This window comes from Streptomyces sp. NBC_00414 (genome assembly GCF_036038375.1).
Classification (GTDB): Bacteria; Actinomycetota; Actinomycetes; order Streptomycetales; family Streptomycetaceae; genus Streptomyces.
Genome location: NZ_CP107935.1, coordinates 3,976,210 through 4,001,141 on the forward strand (window position 1 = coordinate 3,976,210; position 24,932 = coordinate 4,001,141).

Consider the following 24,932-nt stretch of genomic DNA (forward strand, 5'->3'; position numbering starts at 1 on the left):
CTAGTCGCGCCAGGCGCTCTCCCGCAGCAGGCGCAGGCCGTTGAGGCCGACCAGGACCGTGGAGCCCTCGTGGCCCGCGACGCCGAGGGGCAGCGGCAGGTGGCCCGCCAGGTCCCAGACGACCAGGACGCTGATGAACGCCCCCGCAAGGCACAGGTTCTGGACGACCAGGCGCCGGGCGCGACGGGAGAGGGCGACCGCCTTGGGGACGACCGTGAGGTCGTCGTGGACGAGTACGGCGTCCGCGGTCTCCAGGGCCAGGTCCGAGCCCGCCCGGCCCATCGCGACACCGGTGTGGGCGGCGGCCAGGGCGGGGGCGTCGTTCACACCGTCGCCCACGAAGAGCACCCGGCCGCCCAGGTCCCGTACCGCTTCCGCCTTCTCGTGCGGGAGCAGGTCCGCGCGCACGCCGTCGGAGGGGATACCGGTCCGCTCGGCCACGGAGCGGGCGGCCCGTGGGTTGTCGCCGGTGAGGAGAGCGGGCGCGGCGGTGGTGAGGCGGTTCAGGGCGGAGACGGCCGCGGGGGCACCGGGGCGGATCCGGTCGGCGAGGAGCAGCCAGCCCGCGCGTACGCCGTCCACGCGCACCACGACCGCGGTGCCGTCGGTGTCGGGGACCGCCGCCCCCTCGCCGAGGCGCTCCGGCGAACCGACCGCCACCTCGCGTCCGGCCACGGTCGCGGTGACCCCGCACCCGGGCGCGGACCGGAAGTCGGACGCCCCCTCGGACTGCGTCCCGTGCGGGAGGTCCTGGGCGGCGGCCACGATCGCGCGGGCCAGGGGGTGCTCGCTGCGGTGTTCGGCGGCGGCCGCGAGGGAGAGCAGCTCGGTCTCCGAGAAGCCGGCTTCGGCTTCGGGGAGCACTTCGACGAGGTGGGGCGTGCCTTCGGTGAGGGTGCCGGTCTTGTCGTAGGCGACGCGGTCGGTCTGGCCGAGGCGTTCCATCACGACGGCGGACTTGATGAGCACGCCGTGGCGGCCCGCGTTGGCGACGGCCGACAGGAGCGGCGGCATCGTCGCCAGGACCACCGCGCACGGCGAGGCGACGATCATGAAGGTCATGGCCCGCAGGAGCGCGCCGGTGAGGTCGGCGCCGAAGGCGAGCGGGACGGCGAGGACGAGGACGGTCGCGGCCACCATGCCGAGGGCGTAGCGGTGTTCGATCCGCTCGACGAAGAGCTGTGTCGGGGCCTTCGTACGGGACGCCTCCTCGACCAGGGCCACGACCCGCGCGATGACCGTGTCCGAGGGGTCACGTTCGACACGGACGCGCAGGGCTCCGGTGCCGTTCAGGGTGCCGGCGAAGACCTCGTCGCCCGCCGCCTTGGACACGGGGAGGGGTTCGCCGGTGATGGTCGCCTGGTCGATGTCGCTCGCGCCGTCGAGGACACGGCCGTCGGCGCCGACGCGCTCACCGGGGCGTACGAGGATCACGTCACCGATGGCGAGCCCGGCCGCCTCGACCGTCTCCTCCCCCTCTTCCTCCGTACCGCTCACGGCGTGCAGCCGGGTGGCCGTCGGGGGTGCCAGACCGAGGAGGCCGCGGACGCTGTCCTCGGTGCGTGCGGTGGCCAGGGCCTCCATCGCGCCCGACGTGGCGAAGATGACGATGAGCAGCGCGCCGTCCATGACCTGGCCGATCGAGGCCGCGCCGAGCGCCGCGACGATCATCAGCAGGTCGACGTCGAGGGTCTTCCCACGCAGCGTCCTGAGCCCTTCGAGCGCGGGCTCCCAGCCGCCGGCCAGGTAGGCGGCGGCGTACAGCGGGCCCCACAGCCAGGCGGACCCGCCGAGCAGTTGGAGCGGCAGCGCGAGCAGGAAGGCCGCCGTGGAGAGGGCGGCCCAGCGGGCTTCGGGGAGGGCGAGGAGGCGCGTGCGGACGGGCCGCACGCGTGCCGGAGCCGGAGCGGGGGCGAGGGCGGGCGGGGCTGCGGGGGTGGATGCCGGGGCGGACATGCGCGTCACCATACAGGAACACATGAACAGGTCTTCATTCATACCTTCCACTTCGGACCTCGCGTCTCGGACCTCGTGCCTCGTGCCTCGCGCTTCGGGTTCTGTGCTTCAGGCCTCGTGGCCCGTGCCGACGGATGCCGATGGGTGGGGCGGGCGCCTCGCTACGATGGCGGCATGGGTCATGGGGTCGATGCGAAGAGCAGCATCCGCGACCGTCTGGACGCCGTCGGCGCCGCGGACGTCGCGGCGACGCTCCAGGCCCTGGCCACGCCCTCCCGGCTGCGCATCCTGGCGCACCTGCGGGAGGGCCCGTGCGCGGTCGGCGAACTCGCCGAGGCGGCGGACCTGGAACAGTCGGCGTGCTCCCACCAGTTGCGGCTGCTGCGGAACCTGGGGCTCGTCACGGGAGAGCGGCGCGGCCGGTCCATCGTGTACGCGCTGCACGACGACCATGTGGCGGAGCTGCTGGAGCAGGCGTTGCATCACGTGGAGCATCTGCGGCTGGGGCTGCGGGACGGGGCGTGACCGTCCCGGTGTGACGGGCCGGTGATCGCGCGCGGTCAGGCTTGGGGCTTGCGGGCCTCGAAGGCTTCGGGCTTGCGGGCCTCGAAGAGGTGGCGGGTGCTGTGGGCCACGAACGGGCCCTCGGCCTCGATCCGCTCGTGCAGGCTCAGCAGTCGGGGCCGATAACGGTCGACGGTGAAGCCGGGCACCATCCACACCACCTTCCGCAGGAAGTGCACGACGGCCCCGATGTCCTGGAACTCCATCCGCAGCCGCTCCGCCCGCAGGTCGACGATCCGGAGGCCGGCCGCCTCGGCGTCGGCGCGCTCGCGGTCGGGGTGGCGGTGGTTGCGCCCGGCCTCCGGCTGCGGGCCGAGGAAGTACTCGATGATCTCGAAGACGCTGCCGGGGCCCACGTGCTGGGCGAAGTACGTGCCGCCGGGCCTGAGGACACGCGTGATCTCCGTCCAGTGCGGCGTCACCGGATGCCGGCTCACGACGAGGTCGAAGGCCTCGTCGCCGAACGGCAGCGGGGCGTCCTCGGGGGCGGCGACGACGACCGCGCCGCGCGGGTGGAGCAGGGCGGTGGCCTTGGCGACGTTCGGGGGCCAGCCCTCGGTGGCGGCGGTGAGCTTCGGCAGCTTCCGCGCGGACGCGAGGACTTCGCCGCCGCCGGTCTGGATGTCGAGAGCGGCCTGCGCCCCGGCCAGGCGCTCCCCCATGGCTCGCGCGTACCCCCAGGAGGGGCGCTCCTCGGTGGCCCGTCCCTCGAACCACGAGAAGTCCCACCCCTCGGTGGGGGCGGCCTCGGCCTCGGCGACGAGTTCCTCGAAGGTCTGCATGGGGCGATGGTGACAGGGGGTGCCTGGGTGCCGCGACAGGTTTCCCCTGGGGCCTGGGGTTACTCCTGCGCCGGTTCCTCCTCGTCGAGTACGAGGAGGGTGTGGACGTCGTCGCCGTGCCGGACCGTGCCCGCCGGGCGGAAGCCGTGGCGTTCCAGGAGGCGGACCGAGGCGGTGTTCCCGGCGAAGGGGTCGGCGTGGAGCGGGCGCACGCGCTCCTCGCGAAGGAAGAGGGCGAGGGCCTCGGTGCCGATGCCTCTGCCCCAGTGGGGGCGGCCGAGCCAGTAGCCGACGAAGCGCCGCCTTGCCTCGCCGTCGCCTTCCCCGTCCCACCAGGCGACGATGTGACCGGCGGGGGCGCCGTCCACGTCGACCGTTCGTACGAGGACGGTGTCGTCGCCGAGGATGCGGTTGGCCCAGTGGGTCATGAAGCGCTCGCGTGGCCGGGCCGGGAACCGTGACCGCCGGCCGGCCTCGGGATCCTGTTCCTGCTCGAAGAACGCCTCCAGGTCGGCTTCTTCCACGATTCTCAGCCGTACGCGCGGCTGTGCGGGCGGTTGTCCGTGCGCGTCGTCGCTCACACCGAGGGAGTCTGGCACCGGGCACTGACACTCGGCGTGGGCGACGACGGTGCGGGGACCCGGCGGCTCAGGGGACGAGGGGGCGTACCTCTTCGGCGGTGAAGCGGATGAAGCCCTCGGGGTCCGGTTCGTCCGCGGTGGGCTGGAGGATCACGGTGTCGGCGCCGGCGTCCGTGAGGCGTTGCACGGCCTTGGCGACGGCGTCGGCGTCACCGGCGACTCCGAGGTCCGGGACCGACGCGACGCCTTCGGCCGCCAGCTCGGCCTGGAGGCGGGCGGTGGCGCCGGGGCCGGTGGCCGTGAGGAGGTAGACGACCACTTGGTGCGCGTCGGTGCGGGAGGCCGACGCGCGCCCTTCGTCGATGAGCTGACGAGCTTTCCGTACGCCGTCCGGTGGCGTGCTCGCGGTGAGGATGGTGCCGTCCGCGGCCTCTCCGGAGAGCTTCAGCGAGCGGGGGCCGGTGGCTCCGGCGAGGATCGGCACCGGGGCCGGCGGGGGCCAGTCGAGGGCGACGGCGTCGAGCTTCACGTACCGGCCCTCGGTGGTGACGCGTTCACCGGCGAGCAGTGCGCGCAGCGCCGCGAGGTACTCGCGCAGCAGCGTCACGGGGGACTCGGCCCGTGCTCCGACCTGCCCCATCCAGTCCTGTACGCCGTGGCCGACGCCCAGGACGGGCCGGCCCGGGAAGAGCCGGTGCAGGGTGGCGGTCTCCATGGCGGTGACGGCCACGTTGCGCAGCGGGACGGGGAGGAGGCCGACTCCGACACGCAGGCGGTCCGTCCACGCGAGGGCGGCTGCCGCTGCGGAGACGCCGCCTTCGAGGAAGCAGTCCTCCCAGAGCCAGAGTTCCTCCAGCCCCGCGTCCTCCGCCGCGCGGGCGACGGCTCGCAGACGTTCTGGGGGCAGTTGGGGCCGGAAGACAGCACCGAGTGAGGTCATGGGGCCTTCCTACCCGGGGGGTGGGCGGGGCTCAACCTGTTTGTCGGATCATTCCGCCTGGTTCGCCGGGGGCTCACCGTCGGACGCGTCCGTCTGCGGAGCGACGTACGTCCCCCGCTGCGGGACGGTGAAGACGAGGCCCTCCTCCACGATCACCGCGATCGCACGACGGACCGTCGTACGCGCCAGGCCGTACTGCTGTACGAGCTGGGTCTCACTGGAGATGGGCCTGTTCGGCTGCCACTCGCCCCGCGCGATCCGGGCACGCAGGATGCCCGCGAGCTGCCGGTAAGGCGTGACGGGCCCGTCGTGATCGATTTCAGCGTCCGGCTGGAAGTCCATGATCAGGAAGCCCCCGGCAGCGGGTCGGCGACGAAGGTGCCCTTGCCGTGGACGGTGACGATGAGTTCGCGCTCGCGCAGCACCTGGGCGGCGCGGCGCACCGTCAGGTACGCGACGCCGTATCCGGTGGCGAGGTCGCGCTCAGGAGGCAGCCGCGCGCCGGGCTGCAGCTCGCCCGCTGCGATACCGGGCGGCGATGTGGTCGGCGATGGCGACGTACACAAGTTGCGGCCCTTGCGGATCAAAGTCCGGAATCTTGTTCTGGTCACTCATAGAGCCACCGTAAGCATGCTCGACCTACGGTAACCATGAGTGAGCTATACATAGCTTCACTGAGCTTGAACCGTCGAGACGCAAGAGACCCCGGCGACGGATGTGAGCCGTCCCGGGGCGTGGTCGACGTCTCGTAGGAGCGCCAACGTGCTGGACCTTACCCTTCGCATGCTTGCCTGGATGCTGCGCATCTGCACCCCACGGCCCCGGGGTCGACACCGTCTCGGCGCGCTGCCGCCCCTGCGGTTCATCCCGGTCCCCCCGCCCCGCTTCGCGGACCACCGGCTCCAGCGTGGGCGCCGCAGAGCCGTCTACCTCGCGACGCTCGGCATCGATGTGGGCCCGGCCCGCATCCACGGCGTACGCGTGGCGTCCCGATGACGCGCCCGGCGGTACGGATGTGCGCGCGCTGCGAACGCACCACAGCGGAGCCGGTCCTGGTGCACGAAGTACACGCGGCGACGGGCCCCGGCTTCAACGTCTACGCGTGCCAGGAGTGCGCCGGCCACTACCCGCCCCGCAGGGACCCGTACGAACTGCTCGAAGCCGAGCCCCGCCGATCCCGCCTCACCCTTCGCGTCTACAGGGTCGACGCGGACGGCACCGTGTCCGAGGAACGGGACAAGGTTGAAGTCCTGGTACGCGGCGGCGCGCTGCCGGTGTCGCTCACGTCGGCGTTCCCGCCGTGCGGATGCCCGCGCTGCCGAGCGCGGTAGCCAGACGTAAACCGGTTCACACAGCGCCCGCTCAGGCCTCCTTCGGGAACGTGACCTCCACTCGGCGGTTCTTGCGGCGGCCCTGTTCCGAGGTGTTGTCGGCGATCGGGTAGTCCTCGCTGTAGCCGCGGACCACGAAGGTGACGTTCATTCCACCCAGGTCCGCGGCCAGTTCCTCGTGGACGACCTCCGCCCGCCTCTTGGAGAGGGTGAGGCCGTGCGCGTACGAGCCGAGGTTGTCCGTGAAACCGAAGACGCGGACGTTCGTGGCCTTCTGGGTCTTGATCTCGGCCGCGATCGCCGCGATGCGGGAACTCGCCTCCGGGTTGAGCTTCGAACTGTCCTTCGGGAAGAGAACCTCCGCCTGCAGCGCGAACGTCACGTCCTCGTTCGTGTCCTCGCGCCGCTCCTCACCGCCCAGGTCCTCGACGACCGACTTGATGTCGAGCACCCGCGCCGCCGCGAGCGTCGCGCCGTCGGCCAGCTTCAGCCCCGGGCTGTTCGCGTCGACCTCGGGTGGCGGGGACGTGCTGACGCTGCCCGGCGGCGCGCTCGGGTCCTCGTCGTCCGCATGGGCCGAGGTCAGGGGCGTCATGAAGACCAGCGTCGTGAGGGCGGTGAGGGTGATCGACGTGGTGCGGAGGGTGAGAGGCATGGTCACTCGCCCTCGGGGAGTTCGATGGAGGCCGGGGGCATCGTCGGCACCTGGAACTGCACGCTGCTCGTGCCGTCCGGAGGCGCCGGGAACTGGGCGAACCAGTCGGCGGACTGGCCCTGGTCGATGCCACCTTCGAACTTCGTGCACAGGCAGCGTCCTTCGGTGTCCCTCAGGACGAAGTACTTCTTCTTGCCCGCCTGATCGACGACGCTGGCTCCGGCCAGGGACCCGCCGTTCTTCTTCAGCTCCGTCTCGTCGCTCTTCCATTCACTGGCGAGCCAGATCCCGGACGTAGCGTTCGTCACTTTGCCCTGAACGGTGAGGAACCCGCCCTCGTCGCGTTCGGCGGAAGTGACCGTCAGCGTGATGCCGTTGCTCTTGACCTCGGCCAGCGTCTGCTCCGGCTCGGCTTCCGCGGAGTCCTTGTCCTTGTCGTCGCCCTTGGCAGGAGCGGAGGACGACGCCTTGTCGGACTTGTCGTCGTCGCCGCCTCCACCGCAGCCGGCCACCGTGAGGACCAGCCCAGTCGTGATCGCCACCGCGGCCAGCGCCTTGCGGCCCCGCATGGTGTGCCGAAAGTCCATTGGACGGCTTCCTTTCACTCGGCCAGATGCACAGAGAACAGCACGGACGCGTCGGGAAGGTCGTCCAAATCGAAATCTTCGGGGTCGATGTCCACGGTTTCGCCGTCACAGTCCAGTGTGACGGGTTCCGTAGGGTCGGCGTCGACGTCGAAGTCACACCGCGGTTCGATGACAGCGGTGGCGTCCGCGTTCGCGTGCTTGGTCTCCGTACCCGGAATGATCGAGTCGCCCACCGTGTAGTTCGTCTTGACGGCCACCCGGAATCCGGGCAGGGCATCGACGGTGGCGGGCTGGGCCGGGCCTTGCACAGTCGAGTCGTTGTCGGCAGCCAGCTCCTGCGCCGCGGCCGTGGCTGTGGTTCCGATGCCCTCGAACTTGTCGCCGTCGAGCCAGTCCAGCCAGTCGTCCTCGACGCCGATAGCGCCCTCCAGGCGCTCGATCAGCTCGTCCCTGGCATCCTGTGCGGCCGCCAACGCAGCGGCGTCCGCCGCAGATTGTGCTCCGTTGCGAGCGGACGCCGCCTGAGCGAACGCGAAGAAAGCGAACGCGGCGAATAGCAGGATGCCCGTCAGCCAGATGTAGATGGGGAGCGTCGACCCCCGGTCACCGCGGAAGTCAGGTCGGGTCAGCCGCCTCCGATGACGTCGTTGACCGCGTTGCCGATCGCCTGGGAGATCTTTCCGTCCAGGCCCAGCTGGTCGATCAGGGTGTAGATCCCGGCGATCAGGATCATCAGCCCCGCGTATTCCACGAAGCCCGCTCCTTGGTCCCGGTCCCGGCCCCGCATCCGACCGGATACGGTCCGGGCCCACGACTCGAAGGCCCGCTCCACGCCCAACGTTGCCTTCAGCGTCAAGTCCTTCGCCACCATGGCCCCTACTCTCCCACCCAAAACCACTACCGTCCCGCGCACCGTACGTGAGAACCCGCCTACTGCGGGTGGGTCCAGGGGCCCAACTTCCCGTTGTCGGAGTCACCGGTTCCACCCCCCGTGGGCCGTGCCCAGCCAGTAGGCGATCGCTTCGCTGCGCGAAGAACTGTGCAGCTTTGCGAAGATGCGGTTGATGTGATTCTTCACCGTCTTCTCGCTGATGAAGCACGTGGCGGCGATCTGCTGGTTGCTCATGCCGGCCGCGATGAGATCCATGACCTCCACCTCCCGTGAACTCAGGTCGTGATCAAGGCGGTTGTGACCGCGGCGGTGAAGTCCCGTCGCATAGATGGGGCGAGCCTTTGACGACTGTGCCACAACCGATTGCAGATGCGAAGAGTTTTGGTTCGGTTCGTACGAAACACCGAGCGAATCCGACACATCGACGGCGGACGAGGTGAAGGCCGCCGTCCCGTCGCGCACATCCCGTACCGCGGTGATCAGTTCGTCCGCGGTGAACTCCCCGTGCACGAGGTAGCCGACGGCGCCCCGGCGCAACGCCTCGGCCACCACCTCGGGTTCACGGCTGTACGTCAGCATCATCACGGGGGCGAGCCGGGCCAGCGCGGGCAGCGCGGTCAGGCCGTCGGTGCCGGGCATGCGCACGTCCAGGAGGATCACGTCGGGGCGCTGACAGGTCGCGGCGGCGACCGCCTCCGCACCGTCGGACGCCTGGGCCGCGACCCGGATGTCCGGGTGGGCGTTCAGCAGGGCCGCGAGGCCGGCCCGGACGACCGGGTTGTCGTCGGCCACCAGCACTCGCAGGGGCGGGCCGGGAAGTGCCTGGTCAGGCATGTGCGGCCTCCTCTTGGGGAGTCTGTGAGGGGATTGCGGACAGCAGGCGGGTGAGCGGGAGGTTCACCGTGACCTCCGTGCCTCCGCGTTCGGCTCTGTGCAGCCGGATCTCCGCGCCCACGGTCGCCGCGCGCTCCAGCATGCCCAGCAGGCCGAAATGGCCGGTTTCCGCCAGGACTTGTACGTCGTCCAGGGATACGGCCGTACCGGCGCCGTCGTCCCGCACGGTCAGGCGCAGGGCGGAGTGCGTGGCGGCGAGGACCACTTCCACGCGGGTCGCGCCCGCGTGGCGGTGCGTGTTCTCCAGTGCCTCCGAGACGATCGCCAGGAGTTGGCGGGGCGCCCCCGAGGGGAGGGGGCCGGGGACGGCCGGGGACGACTTGTGCGTGAAGGTCGCCCTGATGCCCGTACGGGACTCGAAGTCGGCCACCCTGGACGCCAGTTCCGTCACCGTGTCCGTCGGTGCGGTGGACATGTCCGTGTGGGCCCGTAGGTCCGTCAGCAGTTCCCTGGACTCCGTCGCCGCCCTGCGTGCCGCTCCCGCCACCGCGGTCGCCTGGGACTTGAGGGTGCGGGGGTCGGCGTCGTGGTCCGCGGCGACCGCCAGGGCCTCCGCCGACAGCGCGAGGCCGTGCAGGGTCTTCGCCACGGAGTCGTGCATCTCCCGGGCCAGACGCGCGCGTTCGGACTCGACGGCCTCCGCGACCGCCAGACGGGAGTTCGCCTCCGCGAGCGCCTGACTCGCCGCACCGAAGTGGAACATCAGGTTCCGCAGCGTGACGCCGATGATGCCCGCCGCGACGCAGAACCCCGCGATGAGGAGGGTGCTGGCACCGGTGCCGGGGCGGTGCTCCCACGCCCTGAACACCGTCAGCAGCACCACCAGTTGCAGTCCCGTGAAGACTCCTGAGCCGCGCCAGCCGTACAGCAGACCCGAGAGGAGCGGGGTGCAGACCGCCGCGTACGCGAGAGGAGACGCGGGGGACGCCGTCAGCAGGAGTACGGCGCCGAAGACCAGGTCCACCGCCATGAGGGTCGGGTGGGCCAGGAGTCGGGGGGCGAATCTGTCCCAGTCCCTGAGCATGGCGTACGAGCCCATCACGCCCAGGACCGCGGCGGTGACGACGGCGTGACGGGGGAGGCCGTCGGCGGCGTTGGCCGTCGCGAAGGGGGCGCCTATCGCGATCAGGGTGAGGCGGATGGCGAACGCCTGGCGGCACAGGGCCTGGAGGGCGTTGAGCTGGAGGCGGATGCTGGCTGGCGCTGTCGCGTCGTCTGCGAAATAACCTGCGGCTTGCGGGGCGGGGACGAGCGTCTTGAAGGTGCGGGTCCGCTGTGGCCGGGCGCGCCGTTCCCCGCGCCCCTGGAGAGGCCCCCGAAGGGGCCACCCGCGCTTCCAGCTGCCGGCCGTCATCTCAGCGTCCCAGGATCGAGCCGAAGTTCGTGCCGGAGCCCAGGAACATGCCCGTGGCGATGAGGATCATCGTGGCCGGGAGCATGAAGACCAGCGTGACCATCGTCGCCTTGGGGATCGTCTTCGCCGCCCGGCGGCGGGAGTTCTGGGCGTCGGTGCGGCGCATGTCCGTGGCGAGCTGGATGAGGGTGTCGGCGATCGGGGAGCCCAGTTCCTCGCCCTGCTGGAGGGCCGAGACGAACTGGGCCACCTGCTCGGAGGAGTTGCGCCTGCGCAGTTCGTCGAAGGCCTGGCGGCGGCTGACGCCCATGTCCATCTGGCGCAGGGTGATGCGCAGTTCGTCCGCCCACGGGCCCTCGTAGTGGTCGGCGACGCGTTCCAGGGCCTGGCGGAAGCCGAGGCCCGCCGACACCACGACCGCGAGGACGTCCAGGAAGTCGGGGAGGGTGCGGTCGATGACCTCCTTGCGTTCGCGGATCGCCTGCCAGATCAGGGCGTCCGCGGCCAGCAGACCGAACGCCAGCGCCATCAGGGCGAAGAGGGTCCGGCCGTTGCTGAGGAAGATCAGGAAGAGCAGGGCGCCGAAGACCCCGTACACCGCCCGGCGGGCCGCGTAGCGGTTCAGGGTCAGGCCGCCGGGGTTGCCCGCCATGTCGATCCGGCGCCGTTTGGCGTCCACCCGGCGGGGGCCCATCAGGCGCAGCACGAGCGGGGCGAAGCGCATGCCGAGGCGGTCGACGGCCGAGTCCGCCTTCGAGACGCGGGTCCCGCCGACCTCCAGCGCGAGGGCCATGTCGCCGGGGAGCTTGGCCTCCGCGCGGTACATGCGGACGCCGAGGAGGATGCCTCCGACGGCCAGGCCCATCAGTGCGGCGAGCAGCAACGCGATCATCCTGGGCTCCTCCTCATCCGTCGCCTCCTGACCCGTCCACTCCTCATTCCCCGTCCCCTCCTCATACTTCGATCTTGCCGAGGCGGCGGATCACGAAGAAGCCGATCGTGTAGAGGCCCATGGCGATCAGCACCAGGGTCTGGCCCAGTGGGGAGCCGGTCACCTTGGCCAGGGCGCCCTCGTTCGAGGAGTTGATGAGGAGGAGCGAACCGAGGCCGAGGAGGGGCACGGTGAACGCCGTCGCGTTGACCTCGGAGAGCATCGTGCGGACCTCGCGGCGGGTCTCCTTGCGGTCCTCCAGGGTCTTGGTGAGGTTCCGCAGGGAGTTGACGACCGTGCCGCCCGCCTTGTTGGAGAGGACCAGGGTGGTGACCAGGACGACCAGCTCGCGGGACGGGAGGCGTTCGGCCAGCTCGCCGAGCGCGTCGTCGACCGAGCGGCCGAGGGTCAGCTGGTCGGCCACGCGGGCCAGCTCCTCCCCCGCCGGGGCCTCCAGTTCCTCCGCCGCCATCGCGAGGGCCGTGCGCAGGGCGAGACCGGCCGCCGCCGCGTTGGCCAGCAGCCGCGCCACGTCGGGAAGCTGGTTGATGAACGCCTCGATGCGCTTCTGACGCTGCCAGTTGAGGAAGATCGCGGCGCTCCAGACGCCCACCACGCCCGCGATGGGGCCGAAGAACGGGGCCAGGGCCGCGGCCGCGATCAGCCAGAGCGCGACGACCACGACGGCGACGTACGTGAAGAACTCGCCCGCCGTCAGGTCGAGTCCCGTGGCCGACAGGCGCAGCTGGATCTGGCGGCCCAGGCGGGTGCGGCGCAGCCTGCGGTCGACGGCGGCGAAGCGGCGGGCGCGGCCGGCGGCGGTGCGCAGGGGGCCGCCGCCGGAGAGACGGTCGACGAGGGCCTGGCGCTGGGCGCGGCCGGACGCGTACGTGTGCACGCCCGCGACGGCGAGCGTGCCGCACAGCATGGTGGCGCCGAGGGCGAGTGGCACCGCGTTGTTCACGGCTCGCTCCTCTCGATCGAGACCGAGACGGCTCCGGTGGGGGTCATCCGATGGCCTGCCTGGTGTTGAGGACGTCGATCGCCTCCGCCACTCCGAAGGCGGGCGGCAGCGGCTCGTTGGCGACGTACAGCTTCTCCGCGACCGAGCGGGGCAGCGGGAGGTGTTCGAAGTGGCCGTGGACGACCCGGTCGGGGCCGGTGGGGCGCGGCACGAAGCGGGTCACGGGCACGATGCGGAACTGCTCGCGGCCGTGCGAGACGAGCAGCGCGATCTCGGTGACCTTGCGGGAGCCGTCGGCGTGCCGGGTGAGCTGCACGACGACGTCGACCGCGGAGTTGATCTGGTCCTTGAGCGCCTCGAACGGGATCTGCACCTCGGACATCGAGCCGAGGGTCTGGAGCCGCATCAGGGCGTCCTCGGCGGAGTTCGAGTGGACGGTCGCGAGGGAGCCGTCGTGGCCCGTCGACATGGCCTGGAGCATGTCGAGGGTCTCGCCGCCGCGGACCTCACCGACGATGATGCGGTCGGGGCGCATGCGCAGCGAGTTGCGGACCAGGTCGCGGATGGTGATCTGGCCCTTGCCCTCCACGTTCGGGGGGCGGGATTCGAGGCGGATCACATGCTCCTGCTGGAGCTGCAGTTCCGCGGAGTCCTCGATGGTGATGATGCGCTCGTGGGACGGGACGAGCCCGGAGAGCGCGTTGAGGAGCGTGGTCTTGCCGGAGCCCGTACCGCCACTGACGATGACGTTGAAGCGGGCCCGGACGAACGCGGCGAGCAGCATCAGCATCTGCTCGTCGAGCGAGCCGAGCCCGATGAGTTCGGGGAGCGTGTACGCGCGGGGGAAGCGGCGGATCGTGAGGGTGGGCCCGGTGAGGGCGAGCGGCGGGATGATGACGTTGACGCGCTCCCCGGTGGGGAGGCGGGCGTCGACCATCGGGTTCGACTCGTCCACGCGGCGGTTGACCGTGGAGACGATGCGCTCGATGGTCTGCATCAGCTGCTCGTTGGAGGCGAAGCGGAGCGGCAGCTGCTCCACGCGTCCGGCGCGCTCCACGAAGATGGAGTCCGGGCCGTTGACCATGATCTCGGTGATCGACGCGTCGGCGAGGAGCGGTTCGAGGACGCCGAGGCCCAGGGCCTCGTCGACGACCCTGCGGATCAGCTGGGAGCGCTCGGTGGTCGACAGGACCGGGCCCTCCCGGCTGATGATGTGCCCGAGGACGCGCTCCAGGCGTATGCGCCGCTCGGCCGCCGCGAGGCTCGACATCTCCGCGAGGTCGATCTCCTCCAGCAGCTTGGCACGGTAGACGGCGACGAGGTGTCCGTCCTCACGGCCGGCTCCGCCCTCTTCGGGGGCGGCGATACGGGCTCGCAGGCTCATGTCTTCAACTCCTCTCGGTCGTGAGGTGGTTCGGTCTGTCGGTCGTGCGGTCCGTCGGTGTCGCGGTCGTGCGGTCAGTCGTCGGTGGGCATCGTGGCGTCGCGTTGCACGGTCACGCTCGGCAGGAGGGGGATGACGGCGGGGACCTGGAGCGTGACGGTCGCCGTGGTGACGTCCTCGCCCGCGGCGGCCGACACGTTCGGGCTGAGCCAGCCGCTCGCCGCCGCCTGGCCCGCCGCGGCGCCGTCGTCACCCTGCGAGGCGGCCCGCGCCGCTGCCCGCGCCGCCGAACCGGCCTGGTTGATGCCGTAGCCGATCAGGCCGAGCTGGATGGCGGCCATCCCGATGAGCAGGAGGATCGGCAGGAATCCGGCGAACTCCAGCATGGAGACGCCCCGGTCGTCCCGCGCACGTTTCCGTAAGCGTGCCAAGGGTCGCTTCATCAGTCGTCCCCCTCCAGCGCGGCTCCCGCCTCGCCCTCGACCGTCCAGCCGGCGTCGAAGCCCGGGAAGAACAGGGGCACCTGAGCGGTGACCGTGGCCTTCATGACCGGTCCTTCGACGCCGCAGTTGATCCCGGCGCCGTCCCACGCGCCCGGCAGGTGCTCGCTGCCGGCCTCCTGGCAGGCGCCGCCGTACGCCCCCGGGGTGACCGCGTTCGCGGCGGTCGCGGCCCGCGCCGCCTCGTCCGCCGCGTTCCCGGCCAGGGAGTACGTGTAGCCGTACAGCACGCACTGCCACAGGATCGTCATCACGACCAGCAGGATCGGGAACATGCCGGCGAATTCGAGGGTGACCGCGCCCCGGTCGCCTCCCTTGCGGCGCAGTGAGAGGGAGCCCTTGTCCGAGGAGACCTTGCGGCGCCGGCCACCGCCGCCGGCGGGCTGCTCGGCCATCAGTCCCAGCTCGCCCGCCAGCGCCCACAGCGCCTGCTTGACCGTGGAGCGGGCGTCCAGGTCCTGCATGCGGCCGGCGTCCACGACGGACTGGAGTTCCTTGAAGGCGGCGGGGACCGTGGTGCGGACGACCTTGGTGCCGGTGACGCGTTCGACGAGGGAGGGCTGTATCTCCGTACCGCGGGCGAAGCGGTTGACGACCGTGCGGGTCTCCTCGGCCTTGCGGATCTGGAGGCGGTCCCACATGCGGACCATGCGTTTGGCGGCGCGGACGGCGACGACGTCGGGGGTGACCAGGAGCAGGGCCTGGTCGGCGAGTTCGACGGCGGCGGCGTTCGCGGCGTTCAGCTGGGCGCCGCAGTCGACGACCACGAGGTCGTAGCGGGAGCGCAGGGCGCCCAGGACCTGCCGGGCCACCCGGTCGGTGATCTCCTCGCCGCGCTCGCCCTCGGCGGGGGCGAGGAGCAGGCCGAGGCCGGTGTCGTGGGTGTAGACGGCGTCCTGGAGGACCCGCGGGTTGATGTCGCTGATCGCGGCGAGGTCGGCGATGGAGCGGCGGAACTGCACGTCCAGGTAGGAGGCGACGTCGCCGGACTGGAGGTCCAGGTCGAGCAGGGCGACCGAGCGGCCCGAGGCCTGGGCGGCCAGGGCGAGCTGGACGGCCGTGACCGTGGCGCCGACGCCGCCCTTCGCGCCGGTCACCGTGACGATCGTGCCGCCCGGTCCCGCGTACAGCTCGGGGGCGGCGCTGCCCAGGTGGCGGCGCATGCCGGTGGACCAGGCGGCGGCGGCCTGGACGCGTTCGGCGAGGGCGTCGTAGCCGAGCGGCAGGCCGACGATGCCGCGCGCGCCGCAGTCCATGGCGGCGGTGAGCACACCTGTGCTGGTGTCGGCGGTGATGAGGACGACGCCGACGGCCGGGAAGCGCATGACCAGGTCGCGGATGACGTCGAGTGCGGGGACCGGGCCGATTCGCTCGTGGACCAGGACGACTTCGGGCAGTTCGTCGAGGGATTCGGCGGCCAGCCGGGCCAGGGTGTCCAGCAGGGCCGTGGTGTCGGCGACCGGCGGGGCCGGTTCGGCGTCGGCGAGCTGGCTCAGGAGTGTGCTGAGGGCGCGGGCCGAGTCGATGTCGCCGACGGCGGGCAGGATGCGGATGGTCATCGGCACGGCCCCGTACCGGACGGCCTCGGGCGGACTGAGCGCATCACGGCCTCCTACTTGTCCTCGTCGAGGGTGTACGAGCGGTCGCCGGGGGCGACGGTGGCGTCGGCGCCGCCCGCGATCAGGGCGAGGCGGACGTGTTCGGCGAACGACTCGGCGTACGCGACGCGCTGGGCGTCGGCGGTGTCGAGGGCGAACGTGATGGGGACGGCCTCGTTGGCGGTGCGGCGGCGGTCGTTGCTGGACTGGCCGGGGTCGAGCGCGGTCAGCTTGCCTACGTCGATGACGCGGGCGTTCTGCACGATGACCTTCGACTGGTCCTTGCCGTTGTCGCTCTCGTCCTTGAACGTGGCGTAGATGTTGACCCGCGAGCCCGGGTTGATCTTGCCGGCCACACCGGTCGCCGCGTCGATCAGGATCGCGATCTCCTGCTGGCCCGCCTCCAGGGCGGGCCGGTCGACGATCATGTCCGTCTGGAGCAGCGAGCCCTTCTTCAGCTGGGTGACGGCGATCTTGCCGCGGACCTGGGAGAGGTCGGTGACCGCGGTGGACGAGAGCCATCGCTCGGGCATGGAGACCTTCTCGAACTGGTCGGCCGACAGCCCCTTGTAGGGGGCGATGTCGTCCTTCAGCCGGTATGCGGTGACCTCGGGGCCGACCTTCGAGTTCACGTCGCGGATCACCGACAGCACTCCGGCGAAGGCGCCCACGGCGCACAGGACCGAGAGGACCAGCAGGATGACGCCGCGGCGCTGGCGCGAGTTCACTACATCTCACCTCGTGGGGGCGGTGCCGAGTTCAAGGGGAATTCACCGGTGGTGCGGGGTCTTGCAGGGTTTTCACCGTTATTCAGGTGTACGCGCTTGGCGTGCGGGGCTCACGTAGCCCCTCGGGGCAGGGCGCGTACCGAAGAGGCTGCCCGCACGACGGCCTTCGGAAGCTCGTTCGACGAGGGTGGCAGCAACGGCGCCGCGCAGAAACCGCAGCGGTCGCCGATCAGCTCAAGGCCGCACCAGCGGCACTCCTCGCGCCGTACCGAGGAGACCAGTTGGTACAGCACGGACACGTCGTAGAGGCCCGCGGCGAACTCGGCGACCTTGGCCGTGCCCCACCAGCGGGTCGACTCGGCGGGCAGCGGCACGGTCGCGACCCCCTGCACGTGCCAGGCGGGGGCGAGCGTCCCGGTGAGCCAGTCGGCGGGCAGCTGCCCCGCCGCGACGAGCATCCGCGTCCCGAACTCGGGCCCGGTCAGCTCCTCCTGGCCGACGCGCACCAGCTGGGGCCGCGGAGTGGCCAGTACGGCGAACTGGGCGCCCGGCACCCATGACTTGGCGTGCGACCTGAGCGAGACCGGGATCCGGTCGAGCTTGGCGACCGAGTTGAGCAGGGCGCCCGAGTAGATGTAGTGGGCGAGCAGCCGCGCGGAGGAGGCGAGCACTCCCGGGCTGAAGTCGCAGACGGAGAGCTGGCGCAACTGCTGGGCGAGCAGGGCGAGACCGAGCGGCGGCAGGTCGAGGGCGAGCAGCGCGACGCGGTCGCTCTCCAGGACGGAGCGCACGGCGTGCAGCCGCCGGGTGACGTTGTCCGACGTGGAGGCCGGATACAGCGCGATCACATAGCCGTGCTGCTCGATCAGCGCGTGCATGGCGGTGATGGAGCTTTCGAGGCTTTCGAGGGGCTGGACGGCGGCGGGCGGGATCTGCCGGTCGTGCGGCGGGAGCACCAGATCGGAACTGGTGACGGCTATCGCGGTCGGCACGCTGCACACCACCCCGTTCACTGGGACGGGTGGTCAACCGCGTCCCAGATCGCCCCTGTATCGCCTGAATGTTGTCGCGAATGTCGCCATCAATCCCTCACGGACGGACACAACTTGCCACTGTGGCGTCCTTCCGCAACTGCACCTTATCCACGGCATGCGCCGCTCAACACCGGATCCTTGAGATCAATTCACGCAAGGTGCGCGTGTGATCCACACAGAGTGATCCGCACATGCCTCAACTCCGCAGCGCGGCAGGCGCGTTGACCTCGCCAAAGGTCTTGACAACCTGATTGGTCTGGACCAGTTTGGAGAGGCGACGGTGGCCACCGTGCACGCACTGTGCTCGTCCCCTCCCCACCCCCACTCCCCCACCGGAGGCCCCAGTGGACCGCGTATCAGGCATGCCCAGACGCAGACGGACCTGGGCCGGCGCCCTCGCCGCCGTGCTCGCCGCGTCCGCCCTCTCTCTCGCCGGTGCCGGCCAGGCCTCGGCCGCGGACGTCAACAACACCAAGAACGCCGGATACGAGTCGGGACTCTCCAACTGGACCTGTTCGGCGGCCAGCGGCGCCACCGTCTCCTCCCCCGTGCACGGGGGCGCCGCCGCCCTGAAGGCCACCCCGGCCGGACAGGACAACGCCCGCTGCAGCCAGACCGTGGCCGTGAAGCCCAACTCCGGCTACTCGCTCAGCGCGTGGGTGCAGGGCGGGTACGCGTACCTCGGCGCGAGCGGCACCGGGACGACCGACGTGTCGACCTGGACCCCGGACTCCTCGTCCTGGAAGCAGCTGACGACGTCCTTCACGACGGGCGCCAACACCACCTCCGTGACGGTCTACACCCACGGCTGGTACGGGCAGGCGGCCTACTTCGCCGACGACGTGTCCGTGTTCGGACCCGACGGGGGCGGAGGCGGCGACCCCGACCCGGTGGTCCCCGCGACCCCCGCGGGCCTGAACGTGGCGTCCACGACCTCCTCCTCCGTCTCCCTCGCCTGGAACCCGGTGTCGGGCGCGAGCGGCTACAACATCTACCGCAGCGGTACGAAGGTCGCGGCCGTGACCGGCACCTCGGCCACCGTCACCGGGCTGGCAGCCTCCACCTCGTACTCCTTCCAGGTCACCGCGACGAACACGGCCGGTGAGTCGGCGAGGTCGACCGCGGTCACCGGGACCACCAAGGCCTCCTCCGGCAACGGGGGCAACCTGCCCAAGCACGCGGTGACCGGCTACTGGCAGAACTTCAACAACGGCGCGACCGTACAGAAGATCTCCGACGTGCCGTCCCAGTACGACATCATCGCGGTGTCCTTCGCCGACGCCACGACGACGCCGGGCGCCGTGACCTTCAACCTCGACTCGGCCGGGCTCGGCGGCTACACCGTCGACCAGTTCAAGGCCGACGTCCAGGCCAAGAAGGCCGCGGGCAAGAAGGTGATCATCTCGATCGGCGGCGAGCGCGGCACGGTCGCGGTGAACGACGCCGCCTCGGCGACGAACTTCGCGAACTCCGTGTACGCGCTGATGCAGACGTACGGCTTCGACGGCGTCGACATCGACCTGGAGAACGGCCTCAACGCCACCTACATGACGCAGGCCCTGCGGTCCCTGTCCGCGAAGGCGGGCTCCTCGCTGATCATCACGATGGCACCGCAGACGATCGACATGCAGTCCACGTCGAACACGTACTTCCAGACGGCCCTGAACATCAAGGACATCCTCACGGTCGTCAACATGCAGTACTACAACAGCGGTTCGATGCTCGGCTGCGACGGCAAGGTGTACTCGCAGGGCTCGGTGGACTTCCTGACCGCCCTCGCCTGCATCCAGCTGGAAGGCGGCCTCGCCCCCTCCCAGGTGGGCCTCGGCGTCCCTGCCTCGACCCGCGGCGCGGGCAGCGGATACGTCTCCCCGGCCATCGTGAACAACGCCCTCGACTGCCTCGCCAAGGGCACGAACTGCGGCTCCTTCAAGCCGTCCAGGACCTACCCGGACCTGCGCGGCGCGATGACCTGGTCGACGAACTGGGACGCCACGGCGGGCAACGCGTGGTCGAACGCGGTGGGACCGCACGTGCACGCGCTGCCGTAGCGGCAGGCCGACGGGCTCACGTGTGAGTGGTTCGGCATCTCGGCGCCGCACCGGTGTGTACGCACCGGTGCGGCGCCGCGTCGCGTTCCGGAAGGGTCCCGGCAGTCCCCGACAGTGCGGCCCACCGCGTCTGAAACATTTCCGGGGGCCCACCGCGTCAATGGAGTGAGGGCGGCACGGGCGAACACAGGGGGAGTGCATGAGACCGGTCGGAGCGGGGCTGCACGCGGGCGAATACCAGGAGTTCGCGTCGGCGCGCGTGGGGCACCTCTACCGTTCCGCCTGCCTGCTCACCGGGGGCGACACCCATCTCGCCGAGGACCTGGTGCAGGAGACGCTCGGCCGGCTGTACGTCCACTGGGGCCGGGTCTCCCGCGTGGGCAACCCCGCCGGGTACGCCCAGACCGTCCTCACCCGCACCTTCCTCACCCACCAGCGGCGGCGCAGCAGCAAGGAACGCGCCACCGACGTGTTCCCCGACGTCCTGGACACCCCGGCCGCCGACGCCGACACACCCCTGCGGCTGACCCTGATCGAGGCACTGGGGCGGCTGTCCCCCAAGGACCGGGCCGTGGTCGTCCTGCGCTACTGGGAGGACCGCAGCATCGAGGAGACGGCCGACGCCATGAACGCCAGTTCGGCCGCGGTACGCACCCGCTGCGTACGCGCCCTCGCCAGACTGCGCGCCCTGCTCGGCGAGAGCCTGGGCGAGTACGCGGCGCCCTGAGCCCGTCCCCTCCTCCGAGACCTCCCACAGCCTGTGACCCCGCGGTCCTCGGCCCTTCCGAAACGGCGAAACGGTGATGTGCCATGTCTGTTGAACACGACGAGATTCCCTTCGACGACCGGCTGGGCGCGGCCCTGCGGCAGGCCGGCGACTCCTTCGAGACCGACGGGACCGCCCTGGTCGCCGCCGGACGGGCCCGCGGCCGGCGGCTGAGACTGCGGCGGCGCGCGGCCGTCGTGGGCGGCGTGACCGGTATCGCCCTCGTGGGTGTGGGCGGGGCGCTGCTCATGCCCTGGGACGGCGGCCGGGGCACGGAGCCGTCCGTGGCCTCGGGCGGTACCCCCGTCCCGGACGGCACCGTCGTCACGCCCGACCGGGGCCCCATGTCCGGCCCCGAACTGCTCCGGACCCTCGAATCGCTGCTCCCCGAGGGGACGTTCAGCGTGAAGGAGGCCCGCTCCACCGATCACCCCCTCGGCCCGTACGCCCATCTCGTGTTCGACGACGGACACGGACAGGCGGCGGTCGAGGTCGGCCTCGGCCGGATCGAGGCGGACAGCGAGAAGGCCGAGGAGGTGACCACCTGCCCGGACAAGATCCTCGCGCGCTACGACGCCTGCAAGCGGAGCGAGCTCCCCGACGGCTCCGACCTCATGATCCTTCAGGGCTACGAGTACCCGGATCGCCGCGCGGACACGAAGCACTGGTACGCGCAGCTCGTCACCCCGCAGGGCCAGCAGATCAGCGTGACGGAGTGGAACGCGCCCGCCGAGAAGGACGCCCCCGTCACCAGGCCGAACCCCCCGCTCTCCCCGGCGCAGTTGAAGTCCGTCGTGACGGCGGAGGAGTGGCGCTTCGCCGTCGACGCCATCCCGAAGAAGCCGTCGGGCGCGGAGGCGGGCACGGAGCCCGCTCCCCCGGCGGCCGGGGGCCGGGTCAGGGCCACGCTCGTCTCACTGCTTCCCAAGGGTGTCGAGGTGACCTCGAAGGGCGCCCCGGGCACCGAGTACACCTACGTGGTCGTCGACGACGGCAAGGGCAGGAGCCTCGTCCAGATCAACGTGCAGCACGGCATGTCGGACGCCGAGGACCAGCTCTTCGGCCCCGACGCCGAGACACTGCCCGACGGCACGAAGGTCGCCACCCAGCAGGGGCCCGGCGAGAAGGGCGGCTCCGGAGTCGTCATGTGGACCGTCGACACCCTCAGGACCGACGGGCTGCGTGTGGTGGTCAGCGCCTTCAACAGCGGTGCGCAGAACACCGCCGCGACCCGTGACACCCCCGCGCTGACCATGGAGCGGCTCAGGAAGATCGCCACCAGCGGGAAGTGGCGGATCGTGTCGGGCAGGCCCTAGAACCCGGGCAGGCTCTGGAACTCGGGCAGGCTCTAGAAGAACTCCGCCCACGGCTGGTCCCAGATCTGCTTCACGCACAGGACGACGAAGAGCAGGCCGGCGATCGTCAGCATGGCGTTGCTCAGGAGGCCGTTGCGCCACTCGGGCGGTGTGCGGGAGGAGTTGAGGAGCCAGACCAGGGTGAGGGCCAGGAAGGGGAGGAAGGCCGCGCCCAGGACTCCGTACAGGATGATCAGGCGGAAGGGCTGGCCCTCGAAGAGCAGGACCATGGGCGGGAAGGTCAGCCAGAGGAGGTAGGCGCGGAACGGCCAGGACTTCTCGTGGGTGCCGGATGCCACCTCCTCGCCCGAGGCCGGGTTCGCGTCGGCGTCGGTTTCCGGGTCCGCGTGCGCGGTCTTCGCGGCGGACGCGGCGGCCCTGTCCTTGCGGAAGCGTTCCACGAAGTCCGCGAACATCAGGCTCACGCCGTGCCAGACGCCGATCAGTGAGGTGAAGGACGTGGCGAAGAAGCCGATGAGGAAGAACTTGGCGGTCGCCGTGCCGTACTCGTCCTCAAGGATGTCGCCGAGCTGGATCAGGCCCTTGTCGCCGCTCGCGATCGCGATGTTGGAGGAGTGCAGGATCTCCGCCCCGACGAAGAGCATGGCGATGACGAAGATGCCGGTGGTGATGTAGGCGACGCGGTTGTCGAGCCGCATCACCTTCATCCAGCCGGTGTTCGTCCAGCCCTTCGCGTTGACCCAGTAGCCGTACGCGGCGAGCGTGATCGTGCCGCCGACGCCGCCGATCAGGCCGAGCGTGTTGAGGATCGAGTCCTTCTCGTCGGGCAGCACCGGCAGCAGGCCCGCGAACGCCTCGCCCAGGTGGGGCGTGACGCGGATCGCCAGATAGACCGTGACGACGAACATGACGCCCACCAGGACCGTCATGACCTTCTCGAAGACCGCGTACTTGTTGAACCAGACGAAGACCAGACCGACCAGGCCGGTCAGGATGGCCCACCACTTGAGGTCCATGACGTCCGGGAACAGTGCCTGCAGGGGCAGCCCCGACGAGGACATGGCCGCCGCCCCGTAGACGAAGCCCCAGATCACGACGTACACGACGAAGAACCACGACGTCCAGCGGCCGAGGCTCGCCCAGCCGTCGAAGAGGGTCCGGCCGGTGGACAGGTGCCAGCGGCCCGCGGCCTCGGCCAGGGAGATCTTCACCAGGCAGCCGATCACGGCGGCCCACAGGAGGGTGTAGCCGAAGTTCGAGCCCGCGATCAGGGTGGCGACGAGGTCACCCGCGCCCACGCCCGTCGCGGCGACCACGATGCCGGGGCCGATGTACTTCCAACTGGATTTCCGGGGGCCGGCCACGCCCTTTCCCGGTGTCCCTGGTCCCGTTGTGCTGCCCGAGGGTTCCGGAGTGCCGCCCGAGCCCTTGGTGTCCGCGTGTCCCGAGGTGTCCGCCATGCCGATCAAGAAAGCGTAAAGAGATCCGGGACACAAGAGGGCGTGCGCCGATCCCCACCTGATGTGCACAGGATGAACTGCCTGTTCGAGGGGCGTTCGGGCGGTGGGGGCGGTTCGATTTCGGCCTGATTCCGGTACCGGCCCGCGGTCCGGCCTTGACCCGGACATGCCATGGCTCCACGATGAGCGCCACACCGCACAGCCATCCCCCGCTCCAATCCCCACATTTCCGGTGATCCCGGATTCCATGGAGAAAACAGGAGGATCCATGCGATTTCGTGACAGACGTAGGCGGCGCAGCGCTGCTCTCGCCACGCTCCTCGCCCTGGCTCTCGCGGCGCCCGTCGCCGCCATGACCGACGCGGGGGCCACCCCCGGGGCGGCCCCCGCCTCCGACACGGACGAGATCCGCCAGTACGAGATCCATGTGCACGGCAGCACCTCCGCCGTCCGTACGGCCATCGCGCGGACCGGTGTGTCGATCGACGAGGCCGACGAGGAGACCGTCGTCGTCTCGGGACGCGCCGCCCAGGCCAGGAAACTGCGGCAGCTCGGATACGAGGTGACCTCCCTCGGCTCCGCCCCGGACCGGTCGAGCGCCGCCGACGCCGACGTCGGCATCCTCGACTTCCCCTCGGCCGACTCGCGCTATCACAACTACGCCGAGATGAACACGGAGATCAACCAGCGCCTGTCCGCGTACCCGGGCATCATGAGCAAGCGCGTGATCGGGAAGTCCTACTCGGGCCGGGACATCATCGCCATCAAGATCAGCGACAACGTCGCCACCGACGAGTCCGAGCCCGAGGTCCTGTTCACCCACCACCAGCACGCGCGCGAGCACCTCACCGTGGAGATGGCGCTCTATCTGCTGCGCGAACTGGGTGCCGGGTACGGGTCGGACTCCCGCGTCACGAACATGGTGAACAACCGTGAGATCTGGATCGTCCCGGACCTCAATCCGGACGGCGGCGAGTACGACATCGCCACCGGCGCGTACCGGTCCTGGCGCAAGAACCGGCAGCCCAACAGCGGCAGTTCCGCTGTGGGGACCGACCTCAACCGCAACTGGAACTACCGCTGGGGCTGCTGTGGCGGCTCGTCCGGTTCCACGTCGTCCGAGACCTACCGGGGCTCGGCGCCCGAGTCCGCTCCCGAGGTGAAGGTCGTCGCCGACTTCGTCCGCAGCCGGGTCGTCGGCGGCACCCAGCAGATCAAGGCGGGCGTGGACTTCCACACGTACAGCGAGCTGGTGCTGTGGCCCTTCGGGTACACCACCGCGGACACCGCGACCGGGATGACGGCCGACGACCGCAACGCCTTCGCCGCGGTCGGGCAGAAGATGGCCGCCAGCAACGGGTACACGCCCGAGCAGTCGAGCGACCTCTACATCACGGACGGGTCGATCGACGACTACCTCTGGGGCAGCCAGAAGATCTTCGGCTACACCTTCGAGATGTACCCGTCGTCCAGTGGCGGGGGCGGGTTCTATCCGCCCGACGAGGTCATCGAGCGGGAGACCTCGCGGAACCGGGATGCCGTGCTGCAGCTTCTGGAGAACGCCGACTGCATGTATCGGTCCATCGGCAAGGAGGCGCAGTACTGCGCCTGACCTCCGGTCGACCGCAGTGGATGCGGTGGAGTGAGGTTGTGGGGAACTGCGG

26 protein-coding genes and 1 pseudogene are annotated in these 24,932 nt (G+C 70.6%); 7 read left to right on the top strand and 20 right to left on the bottom strand.

Annotated features, from left to right (window positions below; translation table 11 throughout):
* Window positions 1–1,968: a heavy metal translocating P-type ATPase gene (locus tag OHS59_RS17015; protein ID WP_443061452.1), complete on the bottom strand. Its 1,968-nt coding sequence runs from the start codon at window positions 1,966–1,968 to the stop codon at window positions 1–3.
* A gap of 162 nt (window positions 1,969–2,130) precedes the next feature.
* Here OHS59_RS17015 and OHS59_RS17020 point away from each other — a divergent pair, with 162 nt between their 5' ends.
* Window positions 2,131–2,481 (top strand): ArsR/SmtB family transcription factor, encoded by a 351-nt coding sequence (locus OHS59_RS17020; protein WP_328494250.1) that lies wholly within the window; start codon window positions 2,131–2,133, stop codon window positions 2,479–2,481.
* A 35-nt stretch (window positions 2,482–2,516) separates the two neighbouring features.
* Here the strand turns inward: OHS59_RS17020 and OHS59_RS17025 are convergent, their stop codons facing one another.
* The 5 genes and pseudogenes from OHS59_RS17025 to OHS59_RS17045 all read right to left on the bottom strand — a co-directional run bounded on the left by OHS59_RS17025 (window position 2,517) and on the right by OHS59_RS17045 (window position 5,438).
* The gene (locus OHS59_RS17025) at window positions 2,517–3,302 is read right to left on the bottom strand and encodes a class I SAM-dependent methyltransferase (protein ID WP_328494251.1); all 786 of its coding nucleotides are present in this window, start codon (window positions 3,300–3,302) and stop codon (window positions 2,517–2,519) included.
* Between the two features lie 59 nt (window positions 3,303–3,361).
* Window positions 3,362–3,883: a GNAT family N-acetyltransferase gene (locus tag OHS59_RS17030; protein ID WP_328494252.1), complete on the bottom strand. Its 522-nt coding sequence runs from the start codon at window positions 3,881–3,883 to the stop codon at window positions 3,362–3,364.
* 67 nt (window positions 3,884–3,950) lie between these two features.
* Entirely contained in the window at window positions 3,951–4,823 is an 873-nt protein-coding gene (locus OHS59_RS17035) for an LLM class flavin-dependent oxidoreductase (protein WP_328494253.1), read from the bottom strand.
* A gap of 48 nt (window positions 4,824–4,871) precedes the next feature.
* A complete protein-coding gene (locus OHS59_RS17040; protein WP_328494254.1) occupies window positions 4,872–5,165 on the bottom strand; it encodes a winged helix-turn-helix domain-containing protein in 294 nt (97 codons plus the stop codon).
* Window positions 5,166–5,167: 2 nt separating this feature from the next.
* A pseudogene (locus OHS59_RS17045) lies at window positions 5,168–5,438 on the bottom strand (GntR family transcriptional regulator).
* A gap of 147 nt (window positions 5,439–5,585) precedes the next feature.
* On the opposite strand from OHS59_RS17045, the gene OHS59_RS17050 reads away from it, so the two are divergent.
* Window positions 5,586–5,819 carry a hypothetical protein gene (locus tag OHS59_RS17050; protein WP_328494255.1) on the top strand — a complete coding sequence of 78 codons (234 nt, stop codon included), beginning with the start codon at window positions 5,586–5,588 and terminating at the stop codon, window positions 5,817–5,819.
* A 59-nt stretch (window positions 5,820–5,878) separates the two neighbouring features.
* Window positions 5,879–6,154 (top strand): hypothetical protein, encoded by a 276-nt coding sequence (locus OHS59_RS17055; protein WP_328494256.1) that lies wholly within the window; start codon window positions 5,879–5,881, stop codon window positions 6,152–6,154.
* A 31-nt stretch (window positions 6,155–6,185) separates the two neighbouring features.
* On the opposite strand, the gene OHS59_RS17060 is transcribed toward OHS59_RS17055, so the two are convergent.
* From OHS59_RS17060 to OHS59_RS17120, 13 genes are all read right to left on the bottom strand, one after another.
* Window positions 6,186–6,809, bottom strand: coding sequence for an OmpA family protein (locus OHS59_RS17060; protein WP_443061453.1), 624 nt, complete (start codon window positions 6,807–6,809; stop codon window positions 6,186–6,188).
* Between the two features lie 2 nt (window positions 6,810–6,811).
* Complete coding sequence (locus OHS59_RS17065; protein WP_328494257.1) at window positions 6,812–7,396, bottom strand: hypothetical protein; 585 nt, start codon at window positions 7,394–7,396, stop codon at window positions 6,812–6,814.
* A gap of 14 nt (window positions 7,397–7,410) precedes the next feature.
* Entirely contained in the window at window positions 7,411–8,025 is a 615-nt protein-coding gene (locus OHS59_RS17070) for a pilus assembly protein TadG-related protein (RefSeq protein ID WP_328499238.1), read from the bottom strand.
* Window positions 8,022–8,267 (bottom strand): hypothetical protein, encoded by a 246-nt coding sequence (locus tag OHS59_RS17075; protein ID WP_328494258.1) that lies wholly within the window; start codon window positions 8,265–8,267, stop codon window positions 8,022–8,024. The genes OHS59_RS17070 and OHS59_RS17075 overlap by 4 nt, the downstream gene beginning before the upstream one ends.
* Before the next feature lie 102 nt (window positions 8,268–8,369).
* Window positions 8,370–9,122 carry a response regulator transcription factor gene (locus tag OHS59_RS17080; RefSeq protein ID WP_328494259.1) on the bottom strand — a complete coding sequence of 251 codons (753 nt, stop codon included), beginning with the start codon at window positions 9,120–9,122 and terminating at the stop codon, window positions 8,370–8,372.
* Entirely contained in the window at window positions 9,115–10,536 is a 1,422-nt protein-coding gene (locus OHS59_RS17085) for a sensor histidine kinase (RefSeq protein ID WP_328494260.1), read from the bottom strand. The genes OHS59_RS17080 and OHS59_RS17085 overlap by 8 nt, the downstream gene beginning before the upstream one ends.
* A 1-nt stretch (window position 10,537) precedes the next feature.
* Entirely contained in the window at window positions 10,538–11,428 is an 891-nt protein-coding gene (locus OHS59_RS17090; RefSeq protein WP_328494261.1) for a DUF5936 domain-containing protein, read from the bottom strand.
* Window positions 11,429–11,489: 61 nt separating this feature from the next.
* Window positions 11,490–12,395: a type II secretion system F family protein gene (locus tag OHS59_RS17095; RefSeq protein WP_328499239.1), complete on the bottom strand. Its 906-nt coding sequence runs from the start codon at window positions 12,393–12,395 to the stop codon at window positions 11,490–11,492.
* A gap of 79 nt (window positions 12,396–12,474) precedes the next feature.
* On the bottom strand, window positions 12,475–13,815 hold the full coding sequence (locus tag OHS59_RS17100) for a CpaF family protein (protein WP_248777596.1): 1,341 nt from the start codon (window positions 13,813–13,815) through the stop codon (window positions 12,475–12,477).
* A 74-nt stretch (window positions 13,816–13,889) separates the two neighbouring features.
* Complete coding sequence (locus tag OHS59_RS17105; protein WP_328494262.1) at window positions 13,890–14,258, bottom strand: TadE/TadG family type IV pilus assembly protein; 369 nt, start codon at window positions 14,256–14,258, stop codon at window positions 13,890–13,892.
* Window positions 14,258–15,874 (bottom strand): AAA family ATPase, encoded by a 1,617-nt coding sequence (locus tag OHS59_RS17110; RefSeq protein ID WP_328494263.1) that lies wholly within the window; start codon window positions 15,872–15,874, stop codon window positions 14,258–14,260. Before OHS59_RS17110 ends, OHS59_RS17105 begins: the two co-directional genes overlap by 1 nt.
* Before the next feature lie 53 nt (window positions 15,875–15,927).
* The gene (gene cpaB, locus OHS59_RS17115) at window positions 15,928–16,641 is read right to left on the bottom strand and encodes a Flp pilus assembly protein CpaB (RefSeq protein WP_328494264.1); all 714 of its coding nucleotides are present in this window, start codon (window positions 16,639–16,641) and stop codon (window positions 15,928–15,930) included.
* A gap of 110 nt (window positions 16,642–16,751) precedes the next feature.
* Window positions 16,752–17,633: a hypothetical protein gene (locus OHS59_RS17120; RefSeq protein ID WP_328494265.1), complete on the bottom strand. Its 882-nt coding sequence runs from the start codon at window positions 17,631–17,633 to the stop codon at window positions 16,752–16,754.
* A gap of 404 nt (window positions 17,634–18,037) precedes the next feature.
* On the opposite strand from OHS59_RS17120, the gene OHS59_RS17125 reads away from it, so the two are divergent.
* From OHS59_RS17125 to OHS59_RS17135, 3 genes are all read left to right on the top strand, one after another.
* Window positions 18,038–19,726, top strand: a complete 1,689-nt coding sequence (locus OHS59_RS17125) for a chitinase (protein WP_328494266.1) — start codon at window positions 18,038–18,040, stop codon at window positions 19,724–19,726.
* A 199-nt stretch (window positions 19,727–19,925) separates the two neighbouring features.
* Window positions 19,926–20,453, top strand: coding sequence for a SigE family RNA polymerase sigma factor (locus OHS59_RS17130; protein ID WP_328494267.1), 528 nt, complete (start codon window positions 19,926–19,928; stop codon window positions 20,451–20,453).
* A gap of 83 nt (window positions 20,454–20,536) precedes the next feature.
* On the top strand, window positions 20,537–21,808 hold the full coding sequence (locus OHS59_RS17135; protein WP_328494268.1) for a hypothetical protein: 1,272 nt from the start codon (window positions 20,537–20,539) through the stop codon (window positions 21,806–21,808).
* Between the two features lie 32 nt (window positions 21,809–21,840).
* Here the strand turns inward: OHS59_RS17135 and OHS59_RS17140 are convergent, their stop codons facing one another.
* The gene (locus OHS59_RS17140; protein WP_443061454.1) at window positions 21,841–23,268 is read right to left on the bottom strand and encodes an Nramp family divalent metal transporter; all 1,428 of its coding nucleotides are present in this window, start codon (window positions 23,266–23,268) and stop codon (window positions 21,841–21,843) included.
* Window positions 23,269–23,536: 268 nt separating this feature from the next.
* On the opposite strand from OHS59_RS17140, the gene OHS59_RS17145 reads away from it, so the two are divergent.
* On the top strand, window positions 23,537–24,880 hold the full coding sequence (locus tag OHS59_RS17145) for a M14 family metallopeptidase (protein ID WP_328494270.1): 1,344 nt from the start codon (window positions 23,537–23,539) through the stop codon (window positions 24,878–24,880).
* The last annotated feature ends 52 nt before the right edge of the window (window positions 24,881–24,932 follow it).